Origin of the sequence: Adhaeribacter soli, assembly GCF_008727925.1 — a bacterium.
Taxonomy (GTDB): Bacteria; Bacteroidota; Bacteroidia; order Cytophagales; family Hymenobacteraceae; genus Adhaeribacter_A; species Adhaeribacter_A soli.
This window is the reverse complement of the sequence record NZ_VTWT01000002.1, coordinates 486597-513457: the sequence shown is the minus strand read 5'-3', so window position 1 is coordinate 513457 and position 26861 is coordinate 486597. Positions and strand designations below refer to the sequence as shown.

Sequence of the window (26861 nt, the reverse complement as noted above, 5' to 3'; positions counted from 1 at the left end):
GGTTCAAGTTTGAGCGAAGCGGTAACTTGGAACTATAATGATCTGAAGTTTTCAAATCAGTGAGGCGACAGCCTCAAAATGGCTACTGCAGGTTGTTTAAAGGCAGGATAAACCTTCAACTGCAGTGCTCTGGCTTGTGCGATACAGGCAAGGGAAATTCTATACACCCCGGCCTGTCCCCCGACAGGCCGGACTATCGCCGGTGCATTCAGGTAGCCAACCCTCCAGAAATTTTACCTTTATTAAGTGCTTTAGGAAAGCTTCTGCACAATGCTCATGGCTGCAGTGCTTCCGGCCTGTCAGGGGACAGGCCGGGGTAGAGACCAGGAAAATGCCTGATCCCTGAGTGCCGATCTAACAAAAAAAGGGAGCCGCAAACCTGCAGCTCCCCTTTTAATCCAGATACCAACTACCAGATACTTACTACCTGATACCTGCTACCAAAACTAGTAACCGAAAATATCCTTCAGTTTCAGTTCTTCTACTTTACCGTATTTGGCCAGTTCTTTAAAGTTCAGGCGGTCTTTCGAACCAATTACCAGGATCAGTTTAGGCTGACCTTTTACGTTGGCGGCCTGGAATTTCTTCACGTCGTCCATGGTCATGGCGTTCACGCTCTGGAAGATGTCGCGGCGCAGGTCGTAATCAATGCCTAATTTGCGTGCTCTTTCGTAGTTGAACAGAATGCCGGATTTGGTAATACGTTCAGTTGCAATGCTGTTGCGGATGGAAGATTTGGCAGCGGCCAGGTTTCCTTCGGCAACCGGCATTTCGGCCAGCAGGTTTTCCATGCCCGCCATGGCTTCCGGTAATTTATCGGATTGTGTACCAATGTAAGACATGATGTAGTTGGCGCGGTCTTTTTTCGCGGCATTGTTGTAGCGGGAGTTAACCGAGTAAGCCAACGCTTTCGATTCGCGCAATTCCTGGAACACGATAGAGCCCATGTTGCCGCCAAAATACTCGTTATACAAGCTCACTGTTGGTACCAGGTCTTTGTTGTAGTTCTGGCCTTTGGTCAGGAAAATGATCTCGGCCTGCACCATGTTGTAATCTACCCATAAAACTTTCGGCGTTTTAATGTCCAGTTCCTTGAACGCTTTCTCGGCCGGAACTGCCGCTAAAGTAGCCGGCGTATTGTGGCTCTCGTTTAACGTGGACACCAGTTTGCTCGGCGCTTGCGGACCGTAGTACATTACGCGGTGCTCGTAGGTCGGAATGCTTTTCACCAGGGCTACCAGTTCTTCCGGCTTCACTTTCTTCAGTTCCTTTTCGGAAAGAATATTGGTGAACGGGTTTTTCGGACCGTGCTTGGCGTAGTTCACTAATGCCTGGCTCAGGATGATCTGCTTGCTTAACTTCGCATCTTCGCGCTCTTTCAGAATGCCGTCTACCAGATCCTTCAGGGCTTTTTTATCCGGTTTGGCGTTAGCCAAAAACGTCTCGAACAGGTTCAGGCCTTTTTCGAAGTTATCGTTCAGGCCGCGCAAGGAAACGTAAACCTGGTCCTGAGAAGAAAATACATCGAAGGAGCAACCCAGCTTGTAGAATTCTTTTTGCAGTTCTTCGGCGCTCAGTTTATCGGTTCCCAGATATTTCAGGTAGTTAACCGCCAGGCCAAGTTTCGGGTCGTTATTCGTGCCGAAATCCAGCACGTAATAAAGCTCGAACAAACCATTTTCCTTGTTCTGGGTGTAGAGTACCGGAATGTTGTTCTTCAGGTTAAGCTGCTGAATGTCTTTTTTATAATCTACGAATACCGGCTGCAGTTCCGGGCTTGGCGTAGTCATTACATTCTTCGCAAATTCCGATTGGGCCGTACGGTTAGCCGGAACCGGCGTAATAGCAGGCTTGTCCACTTTCTGGATGTTCGGATCTTTGCCGTTGTGCTTGTAAACAGCCACGTAATTGTTGCCGTAATATTTATTGGCAGCAGCCACTACATCGGCTTTGGTAATTTTGGCAAATTGCTCATCCTGGGCTACGTAATCTTTCCAGTCCATGCGGGCAATGAAAGCCGTAACGAAGGCATCGGCGCGGGAAGAATTACTTTCGTAAGCCTTCATTTTTGCGATCTTTTCGTTGTTCACAATTGCCGGGATCAGCCAGTCTTCGAATTTGCCTTTCTTAATGAGTTCGATCTGGTCGAGCATCAGTTTTTTAGCCTGATCAAGCGTCTGGCCCTGGCGCGGCGTGGCGTAAAGCAGGTGCGAAGAATAATCGTTGTTGATGTCGGTAAAAGAAGCGGCATTCAGCACGGCCTGTTTCTGGTTCAGGTTCAGGTCGAACAAGCCCGCCTGGTCGTTGGTCAGGATCCGGTCGATCATTTTCAGCGTAAGCGCATCCTTGTCGGTTACGCCCGGGAAACGGAAACCGATCATTACGTTCTCCGCATCCGGGCCGTACACGTTTTTCTTGATCGGCTCGGTGATCGGGTCTTCCATGGCTACTTCAAACGCCGGAACATCTTTTTTCTGCCAGCTGCCGAAATATTTATCGATGGTGCGGATGGTCTGGTCCGGATCGAAGTCGCCGCTCATACAAATGGCCACGTTGTTTGGCACGTAGTATTTGTCGAAGTACTTCTTAATTTCGGTAATGGACGGGTTTTTCAGGTGCTCGATCGTACCGATAGTAGTTTGAGTACCGTACTGGTGCTTCTGGTACAAAGCAGCATTCATGGTTTCATATTCCTTGCGGAAATCGTTGTCCAGGCCCCGGTTTTTCTCTTCGTAAACCGCTTCCAGTTCAGTATGGAACAAACGCGGAACCACTTCCCGGAAGCGTTCTGCCTGCACCACGGCCCATTTCTCGATCTGGTTCGAAGGAATATCGTCTACGTAAACGGTTTGCTCTACCGAAGTATAAGCATTGGTGCCTTTCGCGCCAAGCGAACCCATGATCTTGTCGTACTCGTTCGGAACGGCATGTTGCGCCGCCACGCCGGAAATACTGTCGATTTGGTGGTAGATCTTTTTGCGTACTACCGGGTCGGTTTGCTTGCGGTAATTTTCGTACAGGCCTTCAATTTTGTCGAGCTCTGCTTTTTCGGCGGTCCAGTTCTGGGTTCCTAATTTAGAAGTGCCCTTGAAAACCATGTGCTCCAGGTAGTGCGCCAGACCGGTAGCAGTGCTCGGGTCATTCTTAGAACCGGCGCGTACGGCAATGTACGTCTGAATGCGCGGCGCATCTTTGTACTGGGTCAGGTAAACTTTCAGGCCGTTGTCTAAAGTATAGATACGGGCTTTCAGCGAATCGCCGGGAACGGACTCATAGGTGTAGGTTTTCTGAGCCGGCTGCGCGGTGGTTTGGGCTACAGGAGCCGTATTTTGGGCGGGTTTGGTGGTACACTGCGTAAAAAGCATGGTTCCCAGCACAACGCCCAGGTATATCGGTTTTTTCACGGAAATGATACGGTTTTTAGATGAAGGTTTAAACTGGTCAAATATAATAGAATCTGCCGGTTTATGAAGAACAAAACGCAAAATTGCCCGCTTTAGTGCAGTTTGGACAGTTTAGTGGGCAGCTTTAGGGTTTTTCTTTTGGATGGATAGCATTATTAAAATTAGCTTCAACTCATAACTCATAACTTTCAACTCATAACTGACTTTTCCCTCAAGCCGGGTGGCTTCGTTTCTGTTCCAAAGCCGTGGATTCACCTGCCCTACCGGGCTGCCTCGTTTCTCGGCACCGGTTAATCCAAAGTCTTTGGAACAGAAACTGGTGTCAGTTTTCCTCTGTAGCTGGCTTTCTTTTTAGTTAGCTTTTATCTGCTAACTTGGTTTTCAAAGGCGCTGCGCTGGCGATATGCGTGAAATCTTGGAAATCCTTTAATCCTTAAAATCGTGTTCAGACATAAACGCGAAATGATAATGAGAAAGGGCATCCACAAGGGATGCCCTACATTTTATTCCTAATTCTGAAAATTCTTTAATTGGCTCCGCCGAACTTCGTTTCTAAAATCCTGATCAAAAAAAACAGCTGAATCAGGGGAGGGTTGGGTGGGGTTAAAAATCAGTATCTAAGCCAAGGCGCTGTTTGAGTTCTGTTAAGGCCGGATATTTTTCGGCCAGGAAGTTATATTTATCGATGGAAGTGTAAAGGCGTTTGGCACCCACTACCTCTACAAATTCCACCAGCACGTTCAGTTTGTTGTTCTGCAGTTTGCGGCGCAATTCGCCCAGCAGTTCGGCTTTTACGTCGTTGAACTGCTCCACCTGTACCGGGTTGTCTACTTTTAAGTGGATTTCAGTACCGTTTTGCAACTCGAAATTGCGGTTCAGGATCATGTATTCCGAAACCTTGCCTTCCTGGTTTTTACGTTGGGCAAAAGCAAACCAGGCGGTACGCAGCTCTTCTATCGTGATCGGCTTTTGCTGGCCCGGACGCATATCCAGATCGGCTTCCGCAACTTCTGTGGTTTCTTCCTGGAAATTTCCGGAACTGATCTTTTCCTTCAGGCTGCTTAAGCTAAATTTACCAAGCTGCTTTTTAGGCGCATGTACCGATGGCTTTACGAACCCTGTTTCCGCTGCAACCGGTTCGGTAACCGTAGCAACAGCCGGGGCAGGCTTCGGTTCGGAAACCGTAGGAGCAGGGGGCGAAAAAGTACTGATTGTTTCGGAAGGTGCCGGGGCAGCTACGGAAACGGTAGTTTGGGGAACGGGTGAGCCGGCAGGTTTTACGCTACCGGCATCAACTTTTTTTGCGACGCCTCCTGTGCATTGCCAGCCGCAAAGTTTACTGCCGCGTTCAGGTAAGCCAGCTTCATGAGGGCTAGTTCTACGTGCAGGCGCTGGTTTTTGCTGGCTTTAAAATGTTGGTCGCAGTTGGCTACAATGTTGAGGCCGGAAAGCAAAAATGAAAGTGGTGCCTGGTTGGCTTGCTGGGCATATTTGGTTTTAATATTGTCCGAAACTTCCAGCAATTGTATGGTAGCATTGTCCTTGCAAACCAGTAATCCGCGGAAATGCTCGCCGATACCCACTACAAAATTATGCGCATCGAAACCTTTTTTCAGCACCTCATCGAAGAGCAATAGAGCGCCCGATAGGTTCTCGGTTAACAGGTGGTCGGTGAGGCGGAAGTAGTAATCGTAATCGAGAATGTGCAGGTTGTCTACCGCCGATTTATAGGTAATGTTGCTACCGGAAAACGTTACCAGCTGGTCGAAAATACTCAGGGCATCGCGTAAGGCACCATCCGCTTTCTGGGCAACCAAATGCAGTGCATCTGGTTCGGCTTCAATGCTTTCTTTACCGGCAATTCCCTGCAGGTGCTTTACCATGTCCTCGATCCTGATCCGATTGAAATCGAAGATTTGGCAGCGGGAAAGAATGGTCGGGATAATTTTGTGACGTTCGGTAGTAGCCAGAATAAAAATGGCGTAGCTCGGCGGTTCTTCCAGCGTTTTCAGGAAGGCGTTAAAAGCCGAGTTCGAAAGCATGTGTACCTCATCGATGATGTAGATCTTATACTTCCCGGTTTGCGGCGCGTACCGAACCTGCTCCACGAGGTTCCGAATGTCTTCCACGGAGTTGTTTGAAGCCGCATCGAGCTCGTGCACATTGAAGGACGCATTGTTGTTGAAGCTCACGCACGACTCGCAGGTATTACAGGCTTCGGTTTCCGGCGTCAGGTTCTGGCAATTGATGGTTTTGGCTAAAATCCGCGCGCACGTAGTTTTACCAACTCCTCTTGGACCGCAAAACAAAAATGCCTGTGCCAGGTGATTATTGGTGATCGCGTTTTTTAAAGTGGTGGTAATGTGGCGTTGCCCAACTACACTATCGAACGTACTTGGCCGGTATTTCCGGGCCGAAACAACAAAATTTTCCATCAATACAAAGATACAAAGCTAAGGTTGGATTGGCAATTGGATTGTTTTGAGTTTGGAGGCCAAAGCAGTTTTTTACCCTGAAAAAGTATCGTTTTAAAAGAGTACAAAACAACCATTTAACAATTGTTTAATAAAAATTTATCGAAAAACAACAAAAACATATTGAATATTAAAATAGCTTCCCTATGTTTGTAAAAACATTAGCACCACACTTATGGAACGAAACAAGTTACTTTTCTGGGCTATGGCTTGCTGCCGCATCATGCAGGTTGTTCAGGTTGGGTTGATCATGCTGCTTACCTATTATGTGGTTCATTGGCAGATAGACCCTCAGTATTATGATGACTGGAAATTTTCCGGTTCTTTGGGAAAGCTTAGTATAAGCAATCCTATCCACACGGCGGCCTCAGAAATGGATGATACCCGTACCTTCATGGTAAGCCAGCTGCAGCCTTTTTCGGTTTATATTATATATGTTCAAATGCTGGCACAATTGGTTTTATGGGTTTTGGTAGTGCAGGAATTCGTGAAAGTGATACAGGCAGTAAAACAGGTACAAACTTTCCGGGAACAGAATGTAAAAGCCTTTCAGAAAATTGCGGGTTATTTACTCTGGATATTCCTCATTTCGTGTTTTACTTTTGTTGCGGCCGGAAATACGGGCCATTTCAGTTTCGATTTCAGTTTTAGCACGCTGGTACTCATGCTTGCTTCCTATATTTTAGCCGAAATTTTTAAAGAAGGCAACCGCCTCTACGAAGAAGAACAACTTACCGTCTGAAGCATGCCTATAATCATAAATTTAGATGTAATGCTGGCGAAACGGAAAATGTCGGTAACCGAAATTGCCGGAAAAGTGGGCATTACAATGGCTAATATTTCCATCCTGAAAAACGGCAAAGCCAAAGCCATCCGGTTTTCTACCCTGGAGGCTATCTGCAAGGAACTGGATTGCCAGCCGGGAGATATTCTGGAGTATCGGGAAGAATAATTTAGGATTAATGCTTAACGCTTTAACCTGTAGGTAAAATAAAGATAATCTTTTGTCGGATAAAGGATTGTATCTCTTAAAACCACCTTGTTCAGGTTTAACGAATCGAGGCTAAAGGTTTGGTTAGGCTGAAATACGGAATCCAGGGAAACAGTTAAAGTCTTATTTAGCAGCGTGTAAGTGCCGGTTTTTCTGAGTTTACCATGCTCATAATAATTAAGAACCGACGAGCTGGGAACGAAATCTAAAATTAAGGAGTTGTTTGCCTACGTTACTTCCTCACCACCAGTAGAGCGAATATTTGCCCAATATAGTTGCCATTTACCTTCCAGTTTAGCCGTTGGTGGCTGCGGAGCTGGGGCATCCTTTTTATCGCTGCATGCTGAAAGTAAGATACCAGTAAGGGCAAGGAGGAGGCAGGTCCTTTTCATAACTCTTGGTGTTTTGGTAAGGCAATATAGCAAACTTTCATGACATAGAATGGTTTGTTTATCCTGAAACTTTTTACCCCGAAATAAACGTTATACTTCTGATAGAAAAAAGTATCTTTGCAGACTTTGTGCCGTAAAGGTAGAACGTTCTTTAACTTAATGGGGTAGACCGGAATTGACAGCTTGAGCAGATTCCGTGTAAGCATGTCGGGAGTTGAATGAATCTCCTGTTAAAAAGTCATTCGAACAATAATCGGCGAGTCTAACTACGCTATGGCTGCTTAATCTAGGTATTAACGCATAAGCCATTGTCCCGCAAGAGTACCGTTTTACTACGCTTGCATCAGGGGCATCGAAAGGTAGAACTAGTTTAGGTGAAGCTGCGGCGCCTAAGCGAAACCAAAGCAGATAAGGTAAGTCCATAGGTTTGATCCAGCCTGGGCTTATTCGAAAACCAATTGGAAGCTAAGCATGTAGAAAGCGCGAGGGTTTCCTTGTCTGGACCAGGGTTCGAATCCCTGCTACTCCACCAAATTTTTTTTCCGCTATCGGGTTTCGCAAGAGAACTGGTAGCGGTTTTTTTATGCCTTTAAAGTACCATTTATTCCAGGCTAGCAAACCCACCGCACAACCTTTTTCCATAAAACCGTAAGCAGAAATGAAAAAAACTGCTTCATACTATGTCTGTTGCCGACGATGCCAAAAAGTTAAAATGGGTGGAAAGCGTTTCGCGCCTCATGGATAGCCAGTTCAAATTGCCCGGAACAAACTTCCGCTTCGGGCTTGACCCCATCCTGGGGCTGGTACCTTTTCTGGGCGACATCTCTACGTTTGCCGTTTCCGGCGCGCTGGTGCTTACCATGGCCCGGCATGGCGCCAGCCGCAATGTGGTTATCCGCATGGTCGTAAACATAATCCTCGACCTTATCATTGGCAGCATTCCGCTGGTAGGAGCCATTTTCGATTTTACTTATAAGGCCAACGATAAAAATGTACGCCTGCTTCGCCGTCATTACCAGGAAGGAAAATACCAGGGCGCCGGCAACGGATTCCTGGCAGCCGTAATAATTACCATGCTGCTCTTTTTAGGATTGGTAATGTATGGGTTAATAAAAGTGATTTCCTGGGTCTATCATTACTTCCAGCAGCAGTGGTAAGGGTATTGAAATTGAACAAAAAAGTAACCGAAATCCCAAAGCAGTAGTAAAGAGTTCAGGTCAGGATTTTAGGTTTTACCCGTTTTTCCTACCGTTTTCCTTCTTTGGCGCTAACTCCTTTACGACCTGATGTGGTATAATCAAACCTTGTTCCGGGTTTCGGCCCAGCTGGCCGCCGATGGCATTTTTTCCGGGATAGACCGGAACCTGAAGCCTGATGTCTTTCTGATCGGGTTTTTACATAAGAAGCCAACAGCAAACCTGAAAGTAGAGCTGGAACCCAGCGATTTACGATTTCCGGTCAGCCTCTTCGACCCCATGGTGCAGCTGATATTGCGCTTCGAACGGTACGAAATGGAAAGCCTGAAAACCGCCGGACATTTACCCGAACACGACAGCCACGAAAAATTCGACCACCAGCAACTGCTTCGCAAAAACCTGCAGGTTATTTTAAATGAAATCAACGAAGACCGCGAAAGCAACCAGGTGGCCTTTGCCTCCTGCCCGGTTTGGGTAAACGATTTCCTGGTATTTGTAGTGCTGCAGTTTAACAAGGAGGCATATTTTGGTCATTACGCCCTGGCAAACCGGCCGGCCTGGCGGCATGTAGCGGCCCCAGGTTCTTTGCTGGAAGCCACCGTTGCCGAATACCTGAACGATTGCGGAAAAGCCCTTCGCGATGCCGATTATGCCTCCGGAAAAAGCATCCTGGACCGCGATTACAGCGAGGTGCTCCGCGCGGCCGGAAAACGTTTTATGTACACGCCATCCAGTACCAACCACGGCTTGTTCGATGCCTGTAACGCCATTTCCTCTTTGCGTTACGAAGGAACCGAAGGAGTAGGCTCCATGCTGCTGGCCCGGCGCGACCATCCGGATATTTATCAGTTAATTAAGCTCGATACGCCGGTTTCCATGCGCGATTACCGGTCGGTGCGCAAGTTGCTGGAACTGGCCGAAGGCAACGTGCGCCTGCTTTCCGATTCCGTGTATGTCTATGGCTTGGGAAGCATGAAACCCGGCCACGATTTCAGCAAAGGGGAGCTTTTTCAGGTGAATTTTACCAAACATTATACCTGGGAATTTGTACATGCCGGCCACGTAATGATGCGGGTAACCTACGGTTTGCCCAGCCTCCCGAAAGGGCAGCTCGATGAGCAAAAATTCCGCAACGATATCTGCCACACCTTTGCCGGTATTTCCGAAGAGAACGTGCAGAAGCTCTGGCTGCTCATTCACGAAGTTACGCGCTTGCGCCACGGCACCATGATCGTAATTTCGGAAGGAGCCCGGTCCGAAGCTGCCCGTTTGGCCAAACAGGGGTTTACGCTGGCGCCGGTGGCTATTTCGCCCAGCTTTATCCGTTTACTTACCCAGATAGACGGCGCGCTGCTCCTCGATACCGAAGGTACCTGCCATGCCATTGGGGTAATTCTGGACGGATTGGCTTCGGAAAGGGGCGATGCTGCCCGGGGGGCGCGGTATAACTCGGCTATCCGGTACGTGGAAACGAGTATTTACCGCTGCCTGGCAGTAGTGCTTTCCGAAGATGGTTTGATAAATGTAATAAGGGCAGTGTGAAGAATTAAGTAAAAGGACTTTGGTATCTGGATATTAGTATCTAGACTAAGAATACATAAGAGTCTATAATTCAGAATGATCTCCAGTCAAGTTTACTTTCAAATTATGTGATTACTTTAGTCTTGTTACTTATAAAGGAATGGGTGTGAGCATGCTTAGCGCATTAACTCTCTTCTAACGGCTTCCACACTGGAGCCTACTTTGCCAACTGCTTTGCAAAGTTCTTCTTTGGTGCAATGAAAGGTACTGGTCCAGTAACGGATCTCATAGTTTTGTTCCAGACTGATGCGTTTGTTTTCTTCCCGGTAAGTCTCCTGCTGATGCGTATTCATAATTATAGTAATTGATCCTGCCTACCATACGCAAGTTTCGTACCAGCAGTTATTCGTTTACATGGCTATTCACGGATAATAATGGTACTTAAACCAGTAATCGCATGTCTCGGGCAATCTGTACGGCTTTCAGCGCACTTATTTCCTTGTTCTTGATCTCAAGCATCATATCCATATCCAGCTCACCCAGGTCGAGCAGGAAATTACGGAAGAGTTCTTCTACAATGTCGTCGGTGTGTTTGCCTTTGCGCTGGCCGTAGGCCTGAGAACTGTAATCCATCATCGGTACGCCGTCCTGTTCCTTCCAGGTTGCCGCCGCCATTTGCAAGGCGTCCGTCATTGGTTCGCCGTTATTCAGGCATTCATGATGAAAATTATCGAACAGGATCGGAATGCCGGTTTGTTCGTGCAGGTAAAGGCAATCGCGGAGGCTGTACAAGCGGTCGTCGTTTTCCACCACCAGGCGGTGCTTTATATTTTCCGGAAGTAACTGATAGGTTTGGATAAAGCGTTGCATGGCCGAAGGTTTATCGCCGTAAACGCCTCCGCCGTGGATCTGCAGTTTCGCCGTGCTGTCCAGCTGCATTACATCCATAACCGCGCACTGGTAAGCCAGTTCGGCCACGCTGTTCTCCACAATTTCCGGTTTCGGCGAATTCAGAACCACAAACTGATCCGGGTGCATGGAAATACGAAGGTTATGATTCTTGATGTAGCGGCCGATCTTTTCCAACGTTCCCTTAAAATGCATTTGCCAGTCTACCGTACAAATGCGGTGCGAGGCGAAAGGCACCATGTCGGAGCTCATCCGGAAAAACAGCAGGTCATTTTCTACATTATATTGCAGAATGCGTTGCAGGCAGGCAAAGTTCGAAGCCACCGTCTGCAGAAAACGTTCTTCGGTAAAGGAAGCTAATCTGAAAGTGGAAGAAGAAGTGCAATCCAGCGTTTGGTTGATACAAGGGTAACCGATTTTCATAGTAAAAAGAAAGTTGTTCCTTTAACCACGAGCGGCCCGTTTTGTTTTAGGAAAAATTTGTCTGAATCAGAATTTACAGAATTAACAGAAAACGAAGTTCGGCGGAGCCAATTGCAGAATTTTTAGGATTTTGTTTCCCTTTCTGAGCGGTCAGCGTTTTGTATCAGCTTGATGTTTTGAAAGCTCCCCTCCTTTTCAAGGAGGGGCAGGGGTGGTTCTTTTTTTATTTGAAACACCATTAACAGTTTCACAAAGATAAACAGTAGTCTTTTAAGCCAAAAAAGTAAACTGCACTACTATTTTGAGGAGATCCCTCTCTCCGTTCGGAATGACCGAAAAACGGTAGGTTATGTGCTTGAAAAAAAACAGTGAAGTTCAAAAGCTAACAAGGCTCTTCGCAATTGCTCCCCCATGACGTAATTAGAAACTGCAGAAAATATTGCGTCATCCTGAGCACAGCGAAGGACCTCGTCGGCTCTCAGTAGAATAGATATTACTAAATTCCGACAAGGCTCTTGACGATCGTTCAGAATGACAAAATAATTTAGCGTAATTCTACAGTTTAAGCAGAATTCAACCTAAAAGCCTGCAGTAAAATATTACTTAAACGGCTTGTTCCGGTCTAAGAACAACTTATCATATTCCGCTTCTTTCTTCCGCGAAGCCGAATCCTTTTTAGCCTGCTGGATCTCCTCCATTTTCTGCCGTTCCTTTCCTTCGCGCGAATATTTTTCATACAGGAACGAGGCAGGATTACTGAAAGCGGCAGGTTTTATTTCGACGGTAGGTTTTTCTGCAATGAGCGGTTTGGCCGGTGGCGGGGCTTTTATCGGGTCTGGTTCCGGAGGACGTTTCATATTGCGCAAGGCCCGGTTAATTTTTTCGGCCGAAGGGCGGGTAGAAACTTCCACTTCTTTGAGCAAGGTACTTTTTTCCTTCAGCACCACTTTTATTACCTGGTTCGGGCTTTGGGTAACCACGTACCTGCCATTTTCAAAGCCCACGGAACTGAAAACAAGTGTATCGCCGGGATTGGCCTTTAACTGGAAAGCGCCGTTTGCCTGGCTTATGGTCCCGAAACGGCTGGGGCGGGCCACTATCGAAACGCCCTGCAAGGGAGCCAGGGTACTGTCTGCAACCACCCGGCCGCTGATAGTAACCGCAGGCTTTTGGGTTTGCCCAAACCCCTGGCCAGCCATTACCAGAAAACAGATACAAACCAGGAAACGCAGCATATACAAAAGTACGGATTATCTTGAAGCCTTGAAACGGTAGTTTTAGGAAGAAAAACAGCCGGCCTGTTTCACAAAAAAGCCCGCACCTTTAAAGTGCAGGCCTTTTTTTCTAAACGGGTATAACAGCATAATTATTTTGCTTTATTCCTTCGTCCGTGATTTTACTTTGGCATCCCCGTCGGCTTCCGATTTTATCTTGGTTTCAGTTTTGCCGTCTTCTATTTCGGTTTTGGTATCGCCGTCTTTTTCGGTTTTGGTTTTTACCTTGGCATTAGGCGATAGGGGAGTGCCCGCAGTTCCGGCGTTCGGGTTCGTGACCGAACCGGAAGTATCGCGGTAGCCCGGGCTTGGCGTATCGGCTTCCTCGAAGCCGCCGTAATACGTGGTGCGACGCGCTTCAAAAACCTCGTATTGCTCCGGCTTCAGGATCGACTGAAATTCTTTGTCCGTATCCAGGTCTATCTGCTTCATTTCAACGTACATGCCAGTCGTGTCGTTGCGGTAGCGTTCCCGGACTTCGTTGCGGCGTTTGGCCCGGTTATAATACACATCCTCAATATGGTTCTGGGTGGAAGTATCGTTGTCGAATTTCAGGTCGCTCGCCATCTGGCTGGTTACTTGCCCTGCCCGTTCGCGGTAAAAAGCATCGTTGCGGGCCATGCCGATTTCGGCATCGGTATTTTCAGTAACAATAACGGTTTCAGTTTCTTTTTTTTCAGTTTTACTGCACGAAGCCAGCGACAAAGCGCCGAAGCAACAGGCAAGGAACATGATCTTTTTCATAATTTTATGCTGATTTAGTTTTGTGAAGGAATTAAAGGCAACGCAATTGCTCAGCCTACGCCGGCAAGCAGAGAAAGGGTATCAAAATCAGGGAAAAAGTCAGTTTTATTTCTTCTCCGGATGGTCTGCTTTTTAAGGGTCAGGTTGACCTGGTTAACCTTTATCTTTCTTTTTCATTGCCCGGCGTTATTCCGGTTTCAATAGGTTTTTTGCCCATTTCGGTATTAACGGTGTCGAACCCCTCGGTAGTAGAACTTTTTAAAGGTTTACGCGCCTGTTCGCCGTGCACATCGCTTGGTCGTGTACTGCCGGTTCCTAGGGTGTTTTCCGAAGTCTCCATACCATCGTCAATAACGTTGTCTTTATCAGCGGTGCTGTCTTTGCCAATGCAGGATTGGAAGGTGAAGGCCGCCGCCCCGAATATGATTAAAAACAGCTTTTTCATAGTTTTAAAGATTGAGTTTGAGAATGATATCGTAGCGCTACTTACGCAACCGGCTGTGGTATTGTTGTATTTTGTACTTTTTCGTTAGGCCCTCTGAAACTCGAACAAGGTGATTTCCGGCAGAAACCCAACCCTTCCCGGGTATCCCAGAAAACCCAGTCCAACGTTCACGTACAGATGCTGGCTGCCCTTCTTATATAATCCCGACCATTGCTTGTACACGTATTGCACCGGGCTCCATTTAAAACCGGGCAGGTTCACGCCGAACTGCATGCCGTGCGTATGGCCCGAGATCATCAGGTCGATGTCCGGGTATTTCAGGTTCACTTCCCCGTCCCAGTGCGAAGGATCGTGCGAAAGCAGCACTTTGAACGGGTATTTTTCGCTTCCCGGGTAAGCCTTATACATTTTGCCGTATTTCGGGAAACCTGCCCGCATGCCCCAGTTCTCGATGCCCAGCAGCGCGATCTGGTCACCATTTCGTTCCAGCGGAATGTGCTCGTTCATCAGCAGCCGCCAGCCCATGCGGGCATACGAATTTTTGAGCCGTTCCAGATTTTCGAGCTTCGCCGTGCGGGTGTCCCAGCTCACATAATCGCCGTAATCGTGGTTTCCTAAAACCGAAAATATCCCCATTTTTCCCCGGATCTGCCCCAGCACCGGAATGTAAGGCTGCACCTCATCGGCAACGTTGTTCACCAGGTCGCCGGTAAAACAAACAATATCGGCTTCCAGGTTATTGATGATGCTTACCGCCCTTCGTAATGGGCCATCGTTGCGGAAACTGCCCGTATGCAGGTCGGAGATCTGCACCATTTTAAAGCCATGAAATCCGGCCGGCAGGTTCGGAGCTTTTATGACTACTTTCTTTACCTGGTACTGAAATGCCCCTTTTACCATGCCGTATATAAGCGCGGTAAACGGTATCGCGCCGGCCAGTAAACCCAGCTTGCTCAGAAATTCGCTCCGCGGAATTTTAATTCCTTCCGAATCTGCTGCCGGTTCCGCCGTGATTTTAGCTGCAATGAATCGCACGAGCCGGCTAACATCGTCGAGCAGCAGGAAAACCACAACCACCAGCTTGAAGGAAAAAAAGATCAGCAGGCAGCTGGCCAGGTAAGTTTTAAAGGGCGTCGGCGGCGTGCCCCGGGTAAGTGAAGCCAGGATAAAGGTAATTGCGGTTACCACATAAAGAAGCCAGTAAAAAGAAAAAATGCCGCGCTGCACGCCGGCAGAAAAGTTCTGGCAGGCCAAGCGTACCGCCTGAAAAACATAAAAGTCGATCAGGAAAAGCAATGCACTGACTACAAGAAGATAGAAGAATTTCGATGACATTCCCTGCTGAAGCTAAAACCCATAAGATAGCCTGAATACGCGAGGCAGCCTGCCTGGTTCATGATGTTTCGTGAACTTATTTGCCACCGAATGCATTTACGAAGCGAAATATCTTATAACAATTAGTGTAGTGTTTTTATGGCTGAAAACCTCTTACAAGTAAATGCTTACACCCCCACTTTAGGTATTAAAAGCTGGGCCGAAGACGACCGTCCGCGCGAAAAGCTCCTGCTCAAAGGCAAAGCCGCTTTAAGTGATGCCGAATTAATTGGGATTCTGATCGGTTCCGGTACCACCAAGCTTACCGCTGTAGACGTTGGGAAACTGATCATGAACGGGGTAGGCAACGACCTGAATGCCTTGGCCAAGCTTTCGGTTAAAGAGCTCACCAAATTCGACGGCATCGGCGAAGCCAAAGCCATAACCATTGTGAGCGCATTGGAATTAGGCCGGAGAAGAAAGGAAACGGCTGCTGCTGCCCGCACCACAATTACCTGCAGCACCGATATTTACAACTACATTAAACCGCACCTGCTCGACCTGCCGCACGAAGAATTCTGGATCATTTTACTGAATCGCGCCAACGTGGTCATGAAAAAGATCTGCATCAGCAGCGGCGGCGTGGCCGGCACCGTAGCCGACCCGAAGATCATCTTCAAACACGCTTTAGAGAATTTAGCCAGTTCCATTATCCTGGTGCACAATCACCCATCCGGCAACACCAAACCCAGCGCCGCCGATATTTCCCTCACCAAAAAAGTAAAAGAAGCTGGTTTACTATTCGACCTGCCGGTTTTAGATCACATCATTTTCACCGACAACGATTACTACAGCTTTGCCGATGAAGGGTTGCTGTGACCCCAGCCAACCCTCCCCTAATTCAGGGGAGGGCTTTTTATTGGACAGGATTTAAGAAATTCTAGAAGAGACAGGGCTTTTAAATTTGAAACGTAGCGCAGGGTTTAAACCCTGCGCTACGTTTTTGAACCCTCCCCTGTTTTTAGGGGAGGGCAGGGTGGGGTAAAACCCGTATCTTTGCCTGAACCCATTCTCCGAAACCGTATGCGTTTAAGCTTAAAAACCTGGATCATCTTGCTAGGCCTGGGCGTAATAGCCGTTTATTTCCTCAGCGATCTGATCTTCAACAATAGTCAGTACCTGCAAAGCATCCAGAAAGTGCGCCGGGATAAAAACCGCGAATTCAAAGGCCGCAATTCGCCCTTAGATGAAGCCCTGCGTCCCAAATTCGACAGCCTCGATTACTTCCCGACCAATCCGGATTACAAATTCTTAGCCGACCTAGAAGTGTACGAAAACCCGGAAACCTACCCCATGCAAATGACCGGTGGCGAACCGGAAGCCTACCTGAAATTCGGTAAAGCCACCTTCGAAGTAGACGATAAACCCTACGAACTCACGTTGTTCAAAAAAGTAAACGAAGAAGGCACACCCAAGCTTTTCGTACCCTTTACCGATAGAACCAACGGCTTCGAAACCTACGGCGGCGGCCGCTTTTTAGACCTGCCCATGCCCAGACCAAATGCCGCCGGCATCGAGGTAGATTTCAATAAAGCCTACAATCCTTTCTGCGCCTACAATGCCGAATACAACTGCCCGGTACCGCCAAAAGAAAACCGCCTGCCCATAAAAATACCCGCCGGCGAAAAGAACTTCACCAAGTAAAACCGGAATTTTCTGCGGAAATAGCTAATTTTACGGGTTAATCAGATTTAAGACACAAGACTTAAGACATAGGATTTTCCTGTCTGGTCAAAGAAGCAAAGCTTCAAAAGTCTTAAATCTTATGTCTTACATCTTGCGTCTAAAAAAATGCTGATATCATACGAGTGGCTTAAACAATTCATTTCTACCGATAAACTTGCCGAAGAAATTGGCGCTTTGCTGACCGGCGCGGGCCTGGAAGTGGAAGGAATTGAACAATACGACCGCATTAAAGGCGGCTTACAGGGAATCGTGATCGGCGAAGTGCTGACCTGCGAAAAACACCCGGATGCCGATAAACTGAGCATTACCACCGTGGACATTGGCGAAGCGGAACCGTCCCAGATCGTGTGCGGCGCCCCGAACGTAGCAGCCGGCCAGAAAGTGGTGGTAGCAACCGTAGGCGCGGAATTATTCCCGGCTTCCGGGGAACCGTTCAAAATTAAGAAATCGAAAATTCGCGGCGCAGCTTCCGAAGGAATGATCTGTGCGGAAGATGAAATTGGGTTGGGAGCGTCGCACGCGGGCATTATGGTGCTCGATACGAATTTGCCGAACGGTACGGCTGCCGCGCATTACTTTGGTTTGCAATCCGATAGCGTTTTCGAAATTGGCTTAACCCCGAACCGCGCCGATGCGGCTTCGCATTTCGGCGTGGCCCGCGACTTGCAGGCTTTGCTGAAAACCGAAGCTAATCTGCCGAACATCAGCGCTTTCCACGTAAAAAATAACTCTGCCCCAATCGAGGTGGAAGTTCGCAATACCGAAGCTTGTCCGAGATATGCGGGCGTAAGCATCAGCGGAGTGAAAGTAGGGGAGAGCCCGGAGTGGTTGCAGCACCGGCTGAAAAGCATTGGTTTGTCGCCGATCAACAACGTGGTGGATGCGACCAATTACGTGCTGCACGAACTGGGCCAGCCGATGCACGCTTTCGATGCCGATAAAATTGCCGGTAAAAAGATCATCGTGCAGGAAGCTACCGAAGGCCAGACTTTTGTAACCTTAGACGGCGTGGAACGCAAACTCCGCGCTACTGACCTGATGATCTGCAGCGCCGAAGAACCGATGGTAATTGCGGGTGTTTTCGGCGGCAAAAAAGCGGGCGTAACTGAAGAAACCACCAATATTTTCCTGGAGTCGGCGTATTTCCAGCCGGAGCATATCCGGAAAACGGCGCAGGGACACGGCATCAAAACCGATTCTTCGTTCCGTTACGAACGCGGCACCGATCCGCACATGGTTATTTTCGCCCTGAAACGTGCGGCGCTCATCATCCAGGAAATTGCCGGCGGCGAAGTTACTTCCGAGATTGTGGACGTGTATCCGCAGCCGATCGAGAACTTCAAAATTGCGCTGAACATCGACCGCGTACACCGCTTAATTGGCCAGTACATTGGCGTGGAGCGCATCAAAAGCATCCTCACCGACCTGAATATTTTAATTGAAGGCGAATCGGAAAGCCATTTGCAGCTGAGCGTGCCGCCGCACAAAGTAGACGTGAAACGCGAAGCCGACGTGGTGGAAGAAATCCTACGCATTTACGGCTTCAACCACGTGGAGCTGAAACCGAATTTGTCGGCGAGTTTCCTGGCGCAATTCCCGCACCCGGACCCGGAAGTGCTGAAAAGCACCATTTCGAACCAGCTTTCGAGCCAGGGTTTCCACGAAATTATGACCAACTCGCTCACCGATTCGAAATACTACGAAAACGGTACCGAAAACCGCGACGAAAGTCTGGTGCGCATTCTGAACTACAATTCCGAAGATCTGGACGTGATGCGCAAAACGCTGGTTTATTCCGGCCTCGAAACGCTGCGCCGCAACATCAACCGGAAGCAGAAAGACCTGAAAATGTACGAATTCGGCAAAATCTACTGGCAGGAAAACGGCAAATATAAAGAGCAGACGCAACTGGTTCTATTTGTCACCGGCAACACCGCCGCCGAAACCTGGCGCCAGCCTTCCGGCAAAACCTCGTTCTACGAACTGGCCGAAACGGTACAGAATTTACTGGTAAAACTCAACGCCCGCAACTTCACTACCAAGCCAACCGAACACGCATATTTAGCCGACGGCATTACCTACCTGAAGAACGACGTAACCGTGGCGCACATCGGGCTGGTAAACCCGGCCGTAGCCAAGCAGGCCGACGTGAAAGAACCGGTTTGGTACGCCGAACTGAACTGGGAATATTTGACCCGCAACTACAAAGACAACGCCGTTTTCGAAGAGCTGGCCAAGTTCCCGGAAGTGCGCCGCGACCTTTCTTTGGTGCTGGATAAAACGGTAAGCTTTGAGCAGATAAAACAGATCGCTGAACGCACCGAACGCAAACTCCTCCAGGACATCAACGTGTTCGACGTGTACGAAGGCGACAAAATTGAAGCTGGTAAAAAAGCCATCGCCATCAGCTTCACGCTCCTGGACAAACAGCAAACCCTCACCGACAAAACCATCGAAAGCACGATGAGCCGCCTGATGCAGCAGTTCGAAAAGCAGCTCGGCGCGGTTATTAGGAAGTAAGTTTGAAGGGCTTAAAATGGAAAATGGTTAAACTGCGAAAGCGGTTTAACCATTTTTTTAAGGGTAATTTGTTTTTCTTGAAAGAAGCTTAATTCCTAATTAGATAGGTCAAATTGGTTCTATGCCTTTTGTATTTTTCCTAAGAACTTCTTTACTTCTGGATATTTTATATCTGCATTTTGTATTAATTCTCCCATCTTTTTGCTGCCTTTAATTTTGAACAAACCTACCATTCCATTTTTGGCTTGTTCTCCAGTAAAGTCAATTTTTACACCTTCTTCAAGATTAAGATCATTTTTTAATAGTTCGATATTATAAAGAACACCTTTTTCCTTAAAAGCTGGTGCTTTAACTTTTTTTTCTAGAGCGGTGAATTTGAATGTATTAAGTTCAATCTTCTTCATTATCTCCGTTGAAAGGAAATGTAAAACTTCTGGGAAAACGAAATCTTCAATTTCGAAATTGCATTTTACTTTATTAGCTTTAACGTCCTCTATATTAGGGAGCTCGCCAAAACAGTTAGGAACGAATTCAATTGTTGCTTTAATATTCCTCAAAGAATTGATTTTGCTCCTAAGTTTATTATATTCTTTTCTGCCTTCATCATCATTATCAAAAAGGACTCTGATCTTAGGTTTGAAATCTCGGTCTTTATAGAATGACTCATAAAACTCCAAATATTTATCAATTTTTGTTGCACCTCCAGAATAAATAATATTAGGTACATCTATGCCAAAAAAGTTAGATAACTCTGTTATGTATTTTTTGTCAGATTCCCCTTCAACTATAATATTGTAGTTTTCTAATAGCTCATAATCTTCATCTGTAATGCCTAAATATTCTCTGATTTTCTTTAGGCCATTATCTTCTTTTATGTTTACTAAGGTCGTATTTAATGGGTGATATTTTGTTTGTGACCTTTGGTAAAATATTTCTTCACCAATTTCTAAATCTAATAGAAAAACATTGTCTAATTTATAGCAATCAATAAAGGTTTGAGAATGAGAAGTAATAATTACTTGGTGCTTTTTTGAAATATCTAATAAATGGCTGTGTAACTTCTTTTGAAGTCCTTGATGAAGGTAAACATCTGGCTCATCGATACATAGAATTACGTTCTTCTTTTTAAGTTTGAAGATAATTTTACTGTGAAGTAAAATGTACCCTAATCTTTGAAGCCCTGATCCTTTACCTTGAATATTTCTGTTTGAAAAATCATTTAAATAAAACTCTATATCCTCTGAGATTAAGTCTTTAAATTTTTTAATATCTGAAGTATTATCAAAACTTACGCTCCAGTTGTCATTAAATTCTTTAAAAATGGGGTTTATTTCACTAGCAAGTTTGTTTAATATTTCTAAAAGCCCAGATGTGTATTTTTCAAATGAATCTTTCAAATCTTTCTTTAGGCCATAAAACCTTGTTTTTTCATATTCCAATTCATAAACGTCATCAATTAAGTTATTTATCAAGGTAGGAAAAGAGATGTTTATAGCAGGAATAAAGAAGAACTCAATATGTCCTAATAGCTTTATAATTTCATTCGGATCTTGTTTTGACTTTACTGGTTTTCCAAGATTATTTGTGACCTTTTCATATTCTTCGGATTGGATTCCGTCAACGCCAAAAGACCTTTTAATTAAATGTGTTGTATCTCCTTTTACGAAGGTTAATGAAATTTCTGGATATGTCGCACCACCTCGTGACCCAATTTTATGATTTGGAACATCATCTTTTAAAATGTATTCTGAAGGATTAAAGAAGATATTTAATGCTTTAAGAACATTAGTCTTACCTGAATTATTTGATCCACATATGGTAGCAAAATTATTTTTTGTATTTAATTCAAGCTTTAAATCAATGATTGACCTAAACCTTTTGATGTGGATAGTTTTAAGAATCATTTACCTTGTATATATTTTAAATAGTCCCTTTGAAAGTAAGTCTTTCGAATCAAATATAGTTTTCTTTCTATAAATTACAATATGAATTGTGTTGTAAATTCTGAACGATAAATAATTTCACTTTCAACAAACCTTCCAAAACCCCGTTAATTTTAAAACTTTTTACAAATGCAAAAACAAAAGCCTCCCAAAAAGAGAGGCTTCAAAACTTCTAAGCAACGAAACTCAAACCCGCAACGAACCCCGAAATCCCTTGGCGGCATAATAAGATTCCGCCCCGTTATGATACGTGAAAACCTGGTTGTAGCGGCGGTCGCAAAAGATAGCCCCGCCCAGTTCTCGGATGGCCGCCGGCGTTTTCACCCAGCTCGAGGTTTTCGTATCGAACTTGCCCAACTGCAATAGGGGAGGCCTTAAAACAAAAATGGTTAAACTACTGATGAAGCGGTTTAACCATTTTTTTTGTTTTGGGAATAGTTTCTAATGATTTTATAAAGTATTGTTAGCTATTAGAATTCTCATTTTTAACCCACTTTAGTATTTCCGGATACAGTTCAACCACCTTTTTTTCTTGTTTGTGTTTCTTAAACAATTCGAGCAAGTACTTATTGAAATCGCCAAATTTTACAAAGCCCCGGTTTTTCTCCATAAAATCTACTGGCTGCGATACAACCTTATTATAGGTAGCTTCGCCAAAGCGGTCATAAATGTATAACCCGAAAACTGCCCAGGTCATATACTCATTGAAGGTTTCGGAAGGGCTTCTGTAACTGTTTTTTATATTCCACTTTCCAACGTTCGACATTGCCTCATTTATGTCTTTCAAGTACTTATCGGAGGTAGGGTTCACGTAATTATGATCCATCTCCGTAAAGATCCTTCTTAAAACCAAAGCATCGTTTATGCCGGGGCCAGCCTGGTCTTTACTTATAAGCGGAGGGGCCGACATAAAGATGATATTCTCCTTGAAATTATTATTTTCGAAGAAGCGGATGCTGTGCCAGCCTCCTTCTAAGGGGCTCATAATAATGCGATAAGCATCTACTCTGGAAGGGAATTGAATTTGCAGCCAATCCCAGGCTTCTTTTATCTGGGCATTTTCATACTCAAGCGATTCCAGCTTTTCATAAAAGGGTTTCTCTTGCTTATAGAAGTTCTGGAAGTCACTTTTTAAGGCAAAATCCTGGATAAGCGGCAACAGCTTTTTAAACTTGTCTCTGGCTCTGAAGCCCGAATAGGTATGGGAGAGAACTATATTTTGACCATCGAATAAATAGGCTGCGCTGTTTTCCCGGAGGTTAATATAAAGGTCATTATTTAATTCCGTTTGGAGTTTTTTGAAAACCGGATGGTTTTTGAATGGTGAAAAGTAAGCTTGTACCCGCTTATAATATTCCGTGTTCCGGTCCACCAAACCGGGTTTTGCATGGTCTGTCAGGGCAAACAGAATCTGGGTAAGTTCATATACTTCCGGAATAGTAACATTTACTTTCCCCTGATTTTTTGCCTTGTAATGAGCATCATACGTGCCAGGGTTAAACTGTTTGTAAATATCCAGCACGGTAGTGTCTTTCCCGCTGATCCAGTTAATAAATTCCCGCTCAATTCCATTATTGGTAATGAAAACGGTATCTTTTTCTGAATAAAACTTCGAATCTTTCCAGCCGTTCCAATAAGTAAAATCAAATTGGATCGTGTCTTCGTTGATGTTTTTACTTTCCAGGGTCTGTACCAGCAGCCCCTGGTAATTAACACTTAAAGTTTCAGTCTTTAAGCTTCTAATGGCGGGTTTCTGCTTATAGATTTTAGAACTGCAGGAAGTAGAAATTACAATTATTAATGGTAAAAACTTTTTCAAAAAGCTTATTTTATTAGTCAGTAATTATTGGATCGAAAACATAAATATATCAGCCAGATAAACCTTTATTTTTGTTCAAATATAGCATTATTCAGGTAAAAGAAGGTTTTATCGTTGTTAAATTCACAATAAGCGGTTCGAAAAGCAATTTAGAAACGTGATTCAAAATTGAAATTAAAAGGCCAAAAACAAAAAATGGTTAAACCGCTGAAGAAGTTGTTTAACCATTTTTTATTGTCATTTCGAACGGAGCGAAAATCTCATCAAGTTGGTAGAATGGTTCGCTATCCTGATTTTGATATCAGATTTTACCCTTCATGACCAATAATACTATCATTAGTCATCTCCACATAATGGCAGGTTTCGAACAGGTTTCTGATGACTAAAGCATTTGCCCGGAAGAGGTCGAAGAGTGCGCGGTTCTTTAGGTTTCCGGTTGTAATTAAAAGTAACTTTTGAGGCTGCCTAAGGATCATGTGCGAATGGTAAAAATCCCCATCTTTGGTGATCACAATTAAATTGTGTTGATCGGCATAAGTGGCAATATCTTTATCGGAAGTCTCATCACCGGCGGGTAAAGCATCTACGTGAATAGCACTAAAACCGGCTTTCTGCAGAATCTCGCATAACTTTGATGGCAATTGCGCATCAATCAGAAACCTCATGCCGTTTTGAAATAGGTTTTGGTTCTGGTTAAACGAGCGGCATAGGCTAGGCAGGCCAGAATATCTTCTCGTTCCAGCTTCGGGTAATCTTCCAGAATTTCCTGTTCCGTCATGCCGGAGGTTAGCAGGTCCAGAATGAGGTCTACCGGATAGCGTTTATTCCGGATTGTCGGTTTACCGTGACAAATCTCCGGATTCAGGGTGATGCGGCTTAATAAATCTTCCATGGTTCAATTTACGAAATTTTCCATTGGCCGTTCTTCTTTCATTGGTTTACTTCTCCAACCTTCGCCAATCCCAGCAATGTCTCTCTTTGTGCATTAGCAACAATTCAGGAGCTTAAAGTAAATCTCACACTCTTAACGATCCCCGAAACCCCTGGCCGCATAGTAAGATTCTGCCCCCTTGTGATACGTGAAAACCTGGCTGTAGCGGCGATCGCAAACGATGGCTTGGCGGAGTTTCTTCACATCCCTGGCTTGTTACTCAACAAACCGGAAAGTGAACATTACAAAAACACTGTATTTCAGGGAATAGGCAGATAAGGATTACTTCAGTTTCCCGTTTGAATAAATAACCTTAAACGCATTCAAAACTGCTTGGTGCATAATTGTAGCGTGATCTTCTTCCGGCAGGTAATCAAAAAAGACGTTCGAGGTTTTACTTTTATTGGCGGTTTTAAGCTTGTCGGCTAAAATATTGGCATCAACTTCCATAACGTGCGGATTTTCGATAGAAGTTAGGCCTTCTTTGCCTACGCCAATGTAAATTTGTTTTGGCTGGTTAAATACCGCTTTAATGGTTTCCGGAGTTTGGTTTAATAAGGTGCCATTGTCCCACCACAAGCTAGGGCTTACAATTACATATTTGGTAAATAAAGCCGGCTTTTTAAATAAGATTTCGGTCGCTATAAGTCCGCCTAACGATTGCCCGATAAGGGTTTTGGAAGCGTTGGTTTTGAATTTGCTTTGGATAAAAGGTTGTAATTCGGTTTCTATAAAAGCGATGAATTTATCGGAACCGCCGGTAGTGGGGTAGGCTTTTTTGTCTTTTTCAATGGTTGTAGGGAAAGTAAAATCTCTTCTTCTGTCTACCGTTGCAATGCCGACTACAATGGATTTCGGAACGCGGTTTATCCATTCAAAACTGTTGTATTGCACCAGCCCGACAATGTGAATGAAATCTTCGTCGGCGGAACCATCGAGCAAATAAATTACCGGGTAATTGGTAGTGTCTTTCGGATTGTACCCTTCCGGAAGATAAATGTTCAGCGTCCGTTTTTCGCCCAATACTTTTGATTGAACTTCTTCCGTTACGCCAAGCACAAACGGTTTGCTGTTTTCTTTTTGTTTGGCCTTTTTAGCCTGGCCAAAGAGCAAGGTAGCGTACAGCGTCAGCAATAAAACGGTAGTAATTTTTTTCATTCTCAGGTAGTTTAATTTTTCAGATTTCTGAAACACGAAAGTTTCGGACCTGGCCAGTTTAATCTGTCTATCACTTTGGCCTGTATAAGCCTTTACCCCGTCCTGTTTTCCGACAAAACGAAGGTGCTTGGCCTGAAGTGCAAAAATTGCAGCCTGTCAGGGAATAGGCCGGGGATGTGAGTTCTAAGGAAAGAGCAGTAAAACCTAAACCTGCAGCCAACCCCGAAACCCGCGGGCAGCATAGTAAGATTCCGCCCCGTTGTGATACACAAAAACCCGGTTGAACCTCCGATCACCAAAAATGGCACCACCTAGTTTCCGGACAGCAGGCGGAGTAAGCAGCCAGCTCGAGGTTTTCGTATCGAAATTCCCCAGTTGCTGCAATTCCTGGTACTGCTCTTCGGTTAAAAGCGTAATGCCCATTTCTTCGGCCATCATCATGGCGCTGTTTTCCGGTTTATTGGCTTTTCTGGCTTCCAGTGCTTCGTGATCATAGCAAATGCTGCGGCGTTCTTTTGGGGTTTCTGCAGCGCAATCGAAGAAAATAAATTCGCCCGTACTTCCATCCTGACCAACCACATCGGGCTCACCGCCGGTTCTTTCCATTTCATGCAGCGACCACAATTTTTCCGGGCTGGCTCCTAACTTAGCTTCAACCTCTGCCCACGAATGGCCTTCATGGCGGTTCATATTTTTTTCGAAACGGGCTTTCAACGTGTTGAGAAGTTCTCCCAATTGATCTTCAGCTAAGGTTTTTGTATCGGTGTTCATAATGTTTATAGTTCTATTTTATTGTAGTGAGGCATAAGGCGTAAAGTTAACTTTTCTATCGGCTGGCCGGAAATACCAGGAAATTACGGTTAAAGCCAGCAGAAGCAAAGAAGGAAAGATCTCATTTATAGGATCGCCCGCCATGATCCGGGAAAAAGTTGCGCCCGACATTGCAAAGAAAAAGCCGGCATATGCCCATTCTTTTAGTAACGGAAATCCGGGCATCAGCACTACGGCAGAACCCAGCAATTTCCAGGCTCCTAAGATGGTTAAAAAGTAAACCGGATAACCCAGTTTGGTAATATTTTCCACTTCCGAATCTACTTTTAACAACTGCACCATTCCAGTAGAAAGCATTCCCAAGGCCAGCCAGCAGGTAGCAACCCAATAAATAATTTTGTTTCTCTTTTCCATAGCGTTTTATATTAACTTATTTACAATTTCCTGCAGGCGGTTGTGCGCCATATTTATGCCCTGCGCAAAAGGCAAGGCCAGCATCTGATCACGAAGGGCCGCCGACCTGTACACGATGTGCATGGTGAGTTTGCTGCTGCTTTCCGATAGCGATTCAAATTCCAGGAATTCCAGTTGCACCGGAAAAGGCGTATTCTCCATTTCGAAAGTGCGGGTAATTTTCTGGTTCGGCACAAATTCGTGGATCGTACCGTTAAAACCGTGTTTGTTTCCTTTCGGGTCGGTGGTTTCGAACTGCCAGCTGCCGTGTTTTTTGTTTTCCAGTTTCAGCACTTTTGTGCCCATCCATTGCGCCACAATTTCGGGGTCTTCGTAGGCTTTGAAAAGCCATTCCAGCGGCAGCTCAAATTCCCGGGTAATGACCAAATCCTGCTTGCCGTCTTCGGCAGCTATTTTTGTTTTCTTTTCCATA

Annotated in this window: 26 protein-coding genes, 1 other RNA gene and 1 pseudogene; 8 read left to right on the top strand and 20 right to left on the bottom strand. The window is 45.5% G+C overall.

The features are described 5' to 3' along the window. Positions 1 to 446: 446 nt before the first annotated feature. The 3 genes from F0P94_RS05600 to F0P94_RS05590 form a co-directional block, all read right to left on the bottom strand. A complete protein-coding gene (locus tag F0P94_RS05600; protein WP_225307122.1) occupies positions 447 to 3404 on the bottom strand; it encodes a M16 family metallopeptidase in 2958 nt (985 codons plus the stop codon). A 603-nt stretch (positions 3405 to 4007) separates the two neighbouring features. Next, positions 4008 to 4391, bottom strand: coding sequence for a hypothetical protein (locus F0P94_RS05595; RefSeq protein ID WP_150902831.1), 384 nt, complete (start codon positions 4389 to 4391; stop codon positions 4008 to 4010). A 290-nt stretch (positions 4392 to 4681) separates the two neighbouring features. Next, positions 4682 to 5839, bottom strand: coding sequence for a DNA polymerase III subunit gamma/tau (locus tag F0P94_RS05590; RefSeq protein ID WP_150902830.1), 1158 nt, complete (start codon positions 5837 to 5839; stop codon positions 4682 to 4684). 214 nt (positions 5840 to 6053) lie between these two features. Here F0P94_RS05590 and F0P94_RS05585 point away from each other — a divergent pair, with 214 nt between their 5' ends. Further along, positions 6054 to 6620: a DUF2975 domain-containing protein gene (locus F0P94_RS05585; RefSeq protein ID WP_150902829.1), complete on the top strand. Its 567-nt coding sequence runs from the start codon at positions 6054 to 6056 to the stop codon at positions 6618 to 6620. A 3-nt stretch (positions 6621 to 6623) separates the two neighbouring features. Next, positions 6624 to 6830, top strand: a complete 207-nt coding sequence (locus F0P94_RS05580; RefSeq protein WP_150902828.1) for a helix-turn-helix domain-containing protein — start codon at positions 6624 to 6626, stop codon at positions 6828 to 6830. 266 nt (positions 6831 to 7096) lie between these two features. Here the strand turns inward: F0P94_RS05580 and F0P94_RS19605 are convergent, their stop codons facing one another. Then, on the bottom strand, positions 7097 to 7261 hold the full coding sequence (locus F0P94_RS19605; protein ID WP_191906931.1) for a hypothetical protein: 165 nt from the start codon (positions 7259 to 7261) through the stop codon (positions 7097 to 7099). A 161-nt stretch (positions 7262 to 7422) separates the two neighbouring features. On the opposite strand from F0P94_RS19605, the gene ssrA reads away from it, so the two are divergent. The 3 genes from ssrA (at position 7423) to F0P94_RS05565 (ending at position 9999) form a co-directional block, all read left to right on the top strand. After that, positions 7423 to 7793, top strand: a transfer-messenger RNA (tmRNA) gene (ssrA, locus tag F0P94_RS05575). Positions 7794 to 7941: 148 nt separating this feature from the next. Next, positions 7942 to 8418, top strand: a complete 477-nt coding sequence (locus F0P94_RS05570) for a DUF4112 domain-containing protein (protein ID WP_150902827.1) — start codon at positions 7942 to 7944, stop codon at positions 8416 to 8418. Between the two features lie 129 nt (positions 8419 to 8547). After that, on the top strand, positions 8548 to 9999 hold the full coding sequence (locus F0P94_RS05565; RefSeq protein ID WP_150902826.1) for a DNA integrity scanning protein DisA nucleotide-binding domain protein: 1452 nt from the start codon (positions 8548 to 8550) through the stop codon (positions 9997 to 9999). A 155-nt stretch (positions 10000 to 10154) separates the two neighbouring features. Here the strand turns inward: F0P94_RS05565 and F0P94_RS05560 are convergent, their stop codons facing one another. From F0P94_RS05560 to F0P94_RS05535, 6 genes are all read right to left on the bottom strand, one after another. Then, positions 10155 to 10331 (bottom strand): DUF3606 domain-containing protein, encoded by a 177-nt coding sequence (locus tag F0P94_RS05560; RefSeq protein ID WP_150902825.1) that lies wholly within the window; start codon positions 10329 to 10331, stop codon positions 10155 to 10157. A gap of 88 nt (positions 10332 to 10419) precedes the next feature. Further along, a complete protein-coding gene (gene uvsE, locus F0P94_RS05555; RefSeq protein ID WP_150902824.1) occupies positions 10420 to 11310 on the bottom strand; it encodes a UV DNA damage repair endonuclease UvsE in 891 nt (296 codons plus the stop codon). Positions 11311 to 11909: 599 nt separating this feature from the next. Further along, the gene (locus F0P94_RS05550) at positions 11910 to 12545 is read right to left on the bottom strand and encodes a carboxypeptidase-like regulatory domain-containing protein (protein ID WP_150902823.1); all 636 of its coding nucleotides are present in this window, start codon (positions 12543 to 12545) and stop codon (positions 11910 to 11912) included. A gap of 141 nt (positions 12546 to 12686) precedes the next feature. Further along, a complete protein-coding gene (locus F0P94_RS05545) occupies positions 12687 to 13328 on the bottom strand; it encodes a hypothetical protein (RefSeq protein ID WP_150902822.1) in 642 nt (213 codons plus the stop codon). Between the two features lie 160 nt (positions 13329 to 13488). Next, entirely contained in the window at positions 13489 to 13773 is a 285-nt protein-coding gene (locus F0P94_RS05540; protein WP_150902821.1) for a hypothetical protein, read from the bottom strand. Between the two features lie 84 nt (positions 13774 to 13857). Further along, a complete protein-coding gene (locus F0P94_RS05535) occupies positions 13858 to 15108 on the bottom strand; it encodes a metallophosphoesterase (RefSeq protein ID WP_150902820.1) in 1251 nt (416 codons plus the stop codon). A 138-nt stretch (positions 15109 to 15246) separates the two neighbouring features. Between F0P94_RS05535 and radC the strand changes: the two genes are divergently transcribed. From radC to pheT, 3 genes are all read left to right on the top strand, one after another. Further along, positions 15247 to 15966, top strand: a complete 720-nt coding sequence (radC, locus tag F0P94_RS05530; protein ID WP_150902819.1) for a RadC family protein — start codon at positions 15247 to 15249, stop codon at positions 15964 to 15966. 204 nt (positions 15967 to 16170) lie between these two features. Further along, entirely contained in the window at positions 16171 to 16791 is a 621-nt protein-coding gene (locus tag F0P94_RS05525) for a DUF1684 domain-containing protein (RefSeq protein WP_150902818.1), read from the top strand. Positions 16792 to 16938: 147 nt separating this feature from the next. Further along, positions 16939 to 19353: a phenylalanine--tRNA ligase subunit beta gene (pheT, locus tag F0P94_RS05520; RefSeq protein WP_150902817.1), complete on the top strand. Its 2415-nt coding sequence runs from the start codon at positions 16939 to 16941 to the stop codon at positions 19351 to 19353. Positions 19354 to 19472: 119 nt separating this feature from the next. Here pheT and F0P94_RS05515 read toward each other — a convergent pair whose 3' ends face one another. From F0P94_RS05515 to F0P94_RS05470, 10 genes and pseudogenes are all read right to left on the bottom strand, one after another. After that, positions 19473 to 21257, bottom strand: a complete 1785-nt coding sequence (locus F0P94_RS05515) for an ATP-dependent nuclease (RefSeq protein ID WP_150902816.1) — start codon at positions 21255 to 21257, stop codon at positions 19473 to 19475. 225 nt (positions 21258 to 21482) lie between these two features. Beyond that, positions 21483 to 21662: pseudogene (locus F0P94_RS05510) on the bottom strand (DUF4256 domain-containing protein); the annotation flags it as partial. Positions 21663 to 21759: 97 nt separating this feature from the next. Beyond that, positions 21760 to 23115, bottom strand: a complete 1356-nt coding sequence (locus F0P94_RS05505; protein WP_191906930.1) for a DUF4932 domain-containing protein — start codon at positions 23113 to 23115, stop codon at positions 21760 to 21762. Between the two features lie 308 nt (positions 23116 to 23423). Next, positions 23424 to 23780, bottom strand: coding sequence for a DUF5615 family PIN-like protein (locus tag F0P94_RS05500; protein ID WP_150902813.1), 357 nt, complete (start codon positions 23778 to 23780; stop codon positions 23424 to 23426). Then, entirely contained in the window at positions 23777 to 24007 is a 231-nt protein-coding gene (locus F0P94_RS05495; RefSeq protein ID WP_150902812.1) for a DUF433 domain-containing protein, read from the bottom strand. The genes F0P94_RS05500 and F0P94_RS05495 overlap by 4 nt, the downstream gene beginning before the upstream one ends. A 132-nt stretch (positions 24008 to 24139) precedes the next feature. Further along, positions 24140 to 24250 (bottom strand): DUF4256 domain-containing protein, encoded by a 111-nt coding sequence (locus F0P94_RS05490; RefSeq protein WP_150902811.1) that lies wholly within the window; start codon positions 24248 to 24250, stop codon positions 24140 to 24142. A gap of 78 nt (positions 24251 to 24328) precedes the next feature. Then, on the bottom strand, positions 24329 to 25204 hold the full coding sequence (locus F0P94_RS05485; RefSeq protein ID WP_150902810.1) for an alpha/beta hydrolase: 876 nt from the start codon (positions 25202 to 25204) through the stop codon (positions 24329 to 24331). A gap of 204 nt (positions 25205 to 25408) precedes the next feature. Further along, entirely contained in the window at positions 25409 to 25975 is a 567-nt protein-coding gene (locus F0P94_RS05480; protein WP_150902809.1) for a DUF4256 domain-containing protein, read from the bottom strand. Positions 25976 to 25993: 18 nt separating this feature from the next. Further along, positions 25994 to 26389 carry a DoxX family protein gene (locus F0P94_RS05475; RefSeq protein ID WP_150902808.1) on the bottom strand — a complete coding sequence of 132 codons (396 nt, stop codon included), beginning with the start codon at positions 26387 to 26389 and terminating at the stop codon, positions 25994 to 25996. Between the two features lie 6 nt (positions 26390 to 26395). Then, complete coding sequence (locus tag F0P94_RS05470; RefSeq protein ID WP_150902807.1) at positions 26396 to 26860, bottom strand: SRPBCC domain-containing protein; 465 nt, start codon at positions 26858 to 26860, stop codon at positions 26396 to 26398. Between the last annotated feature and the right edge of the window lies 1 nt (position 26861).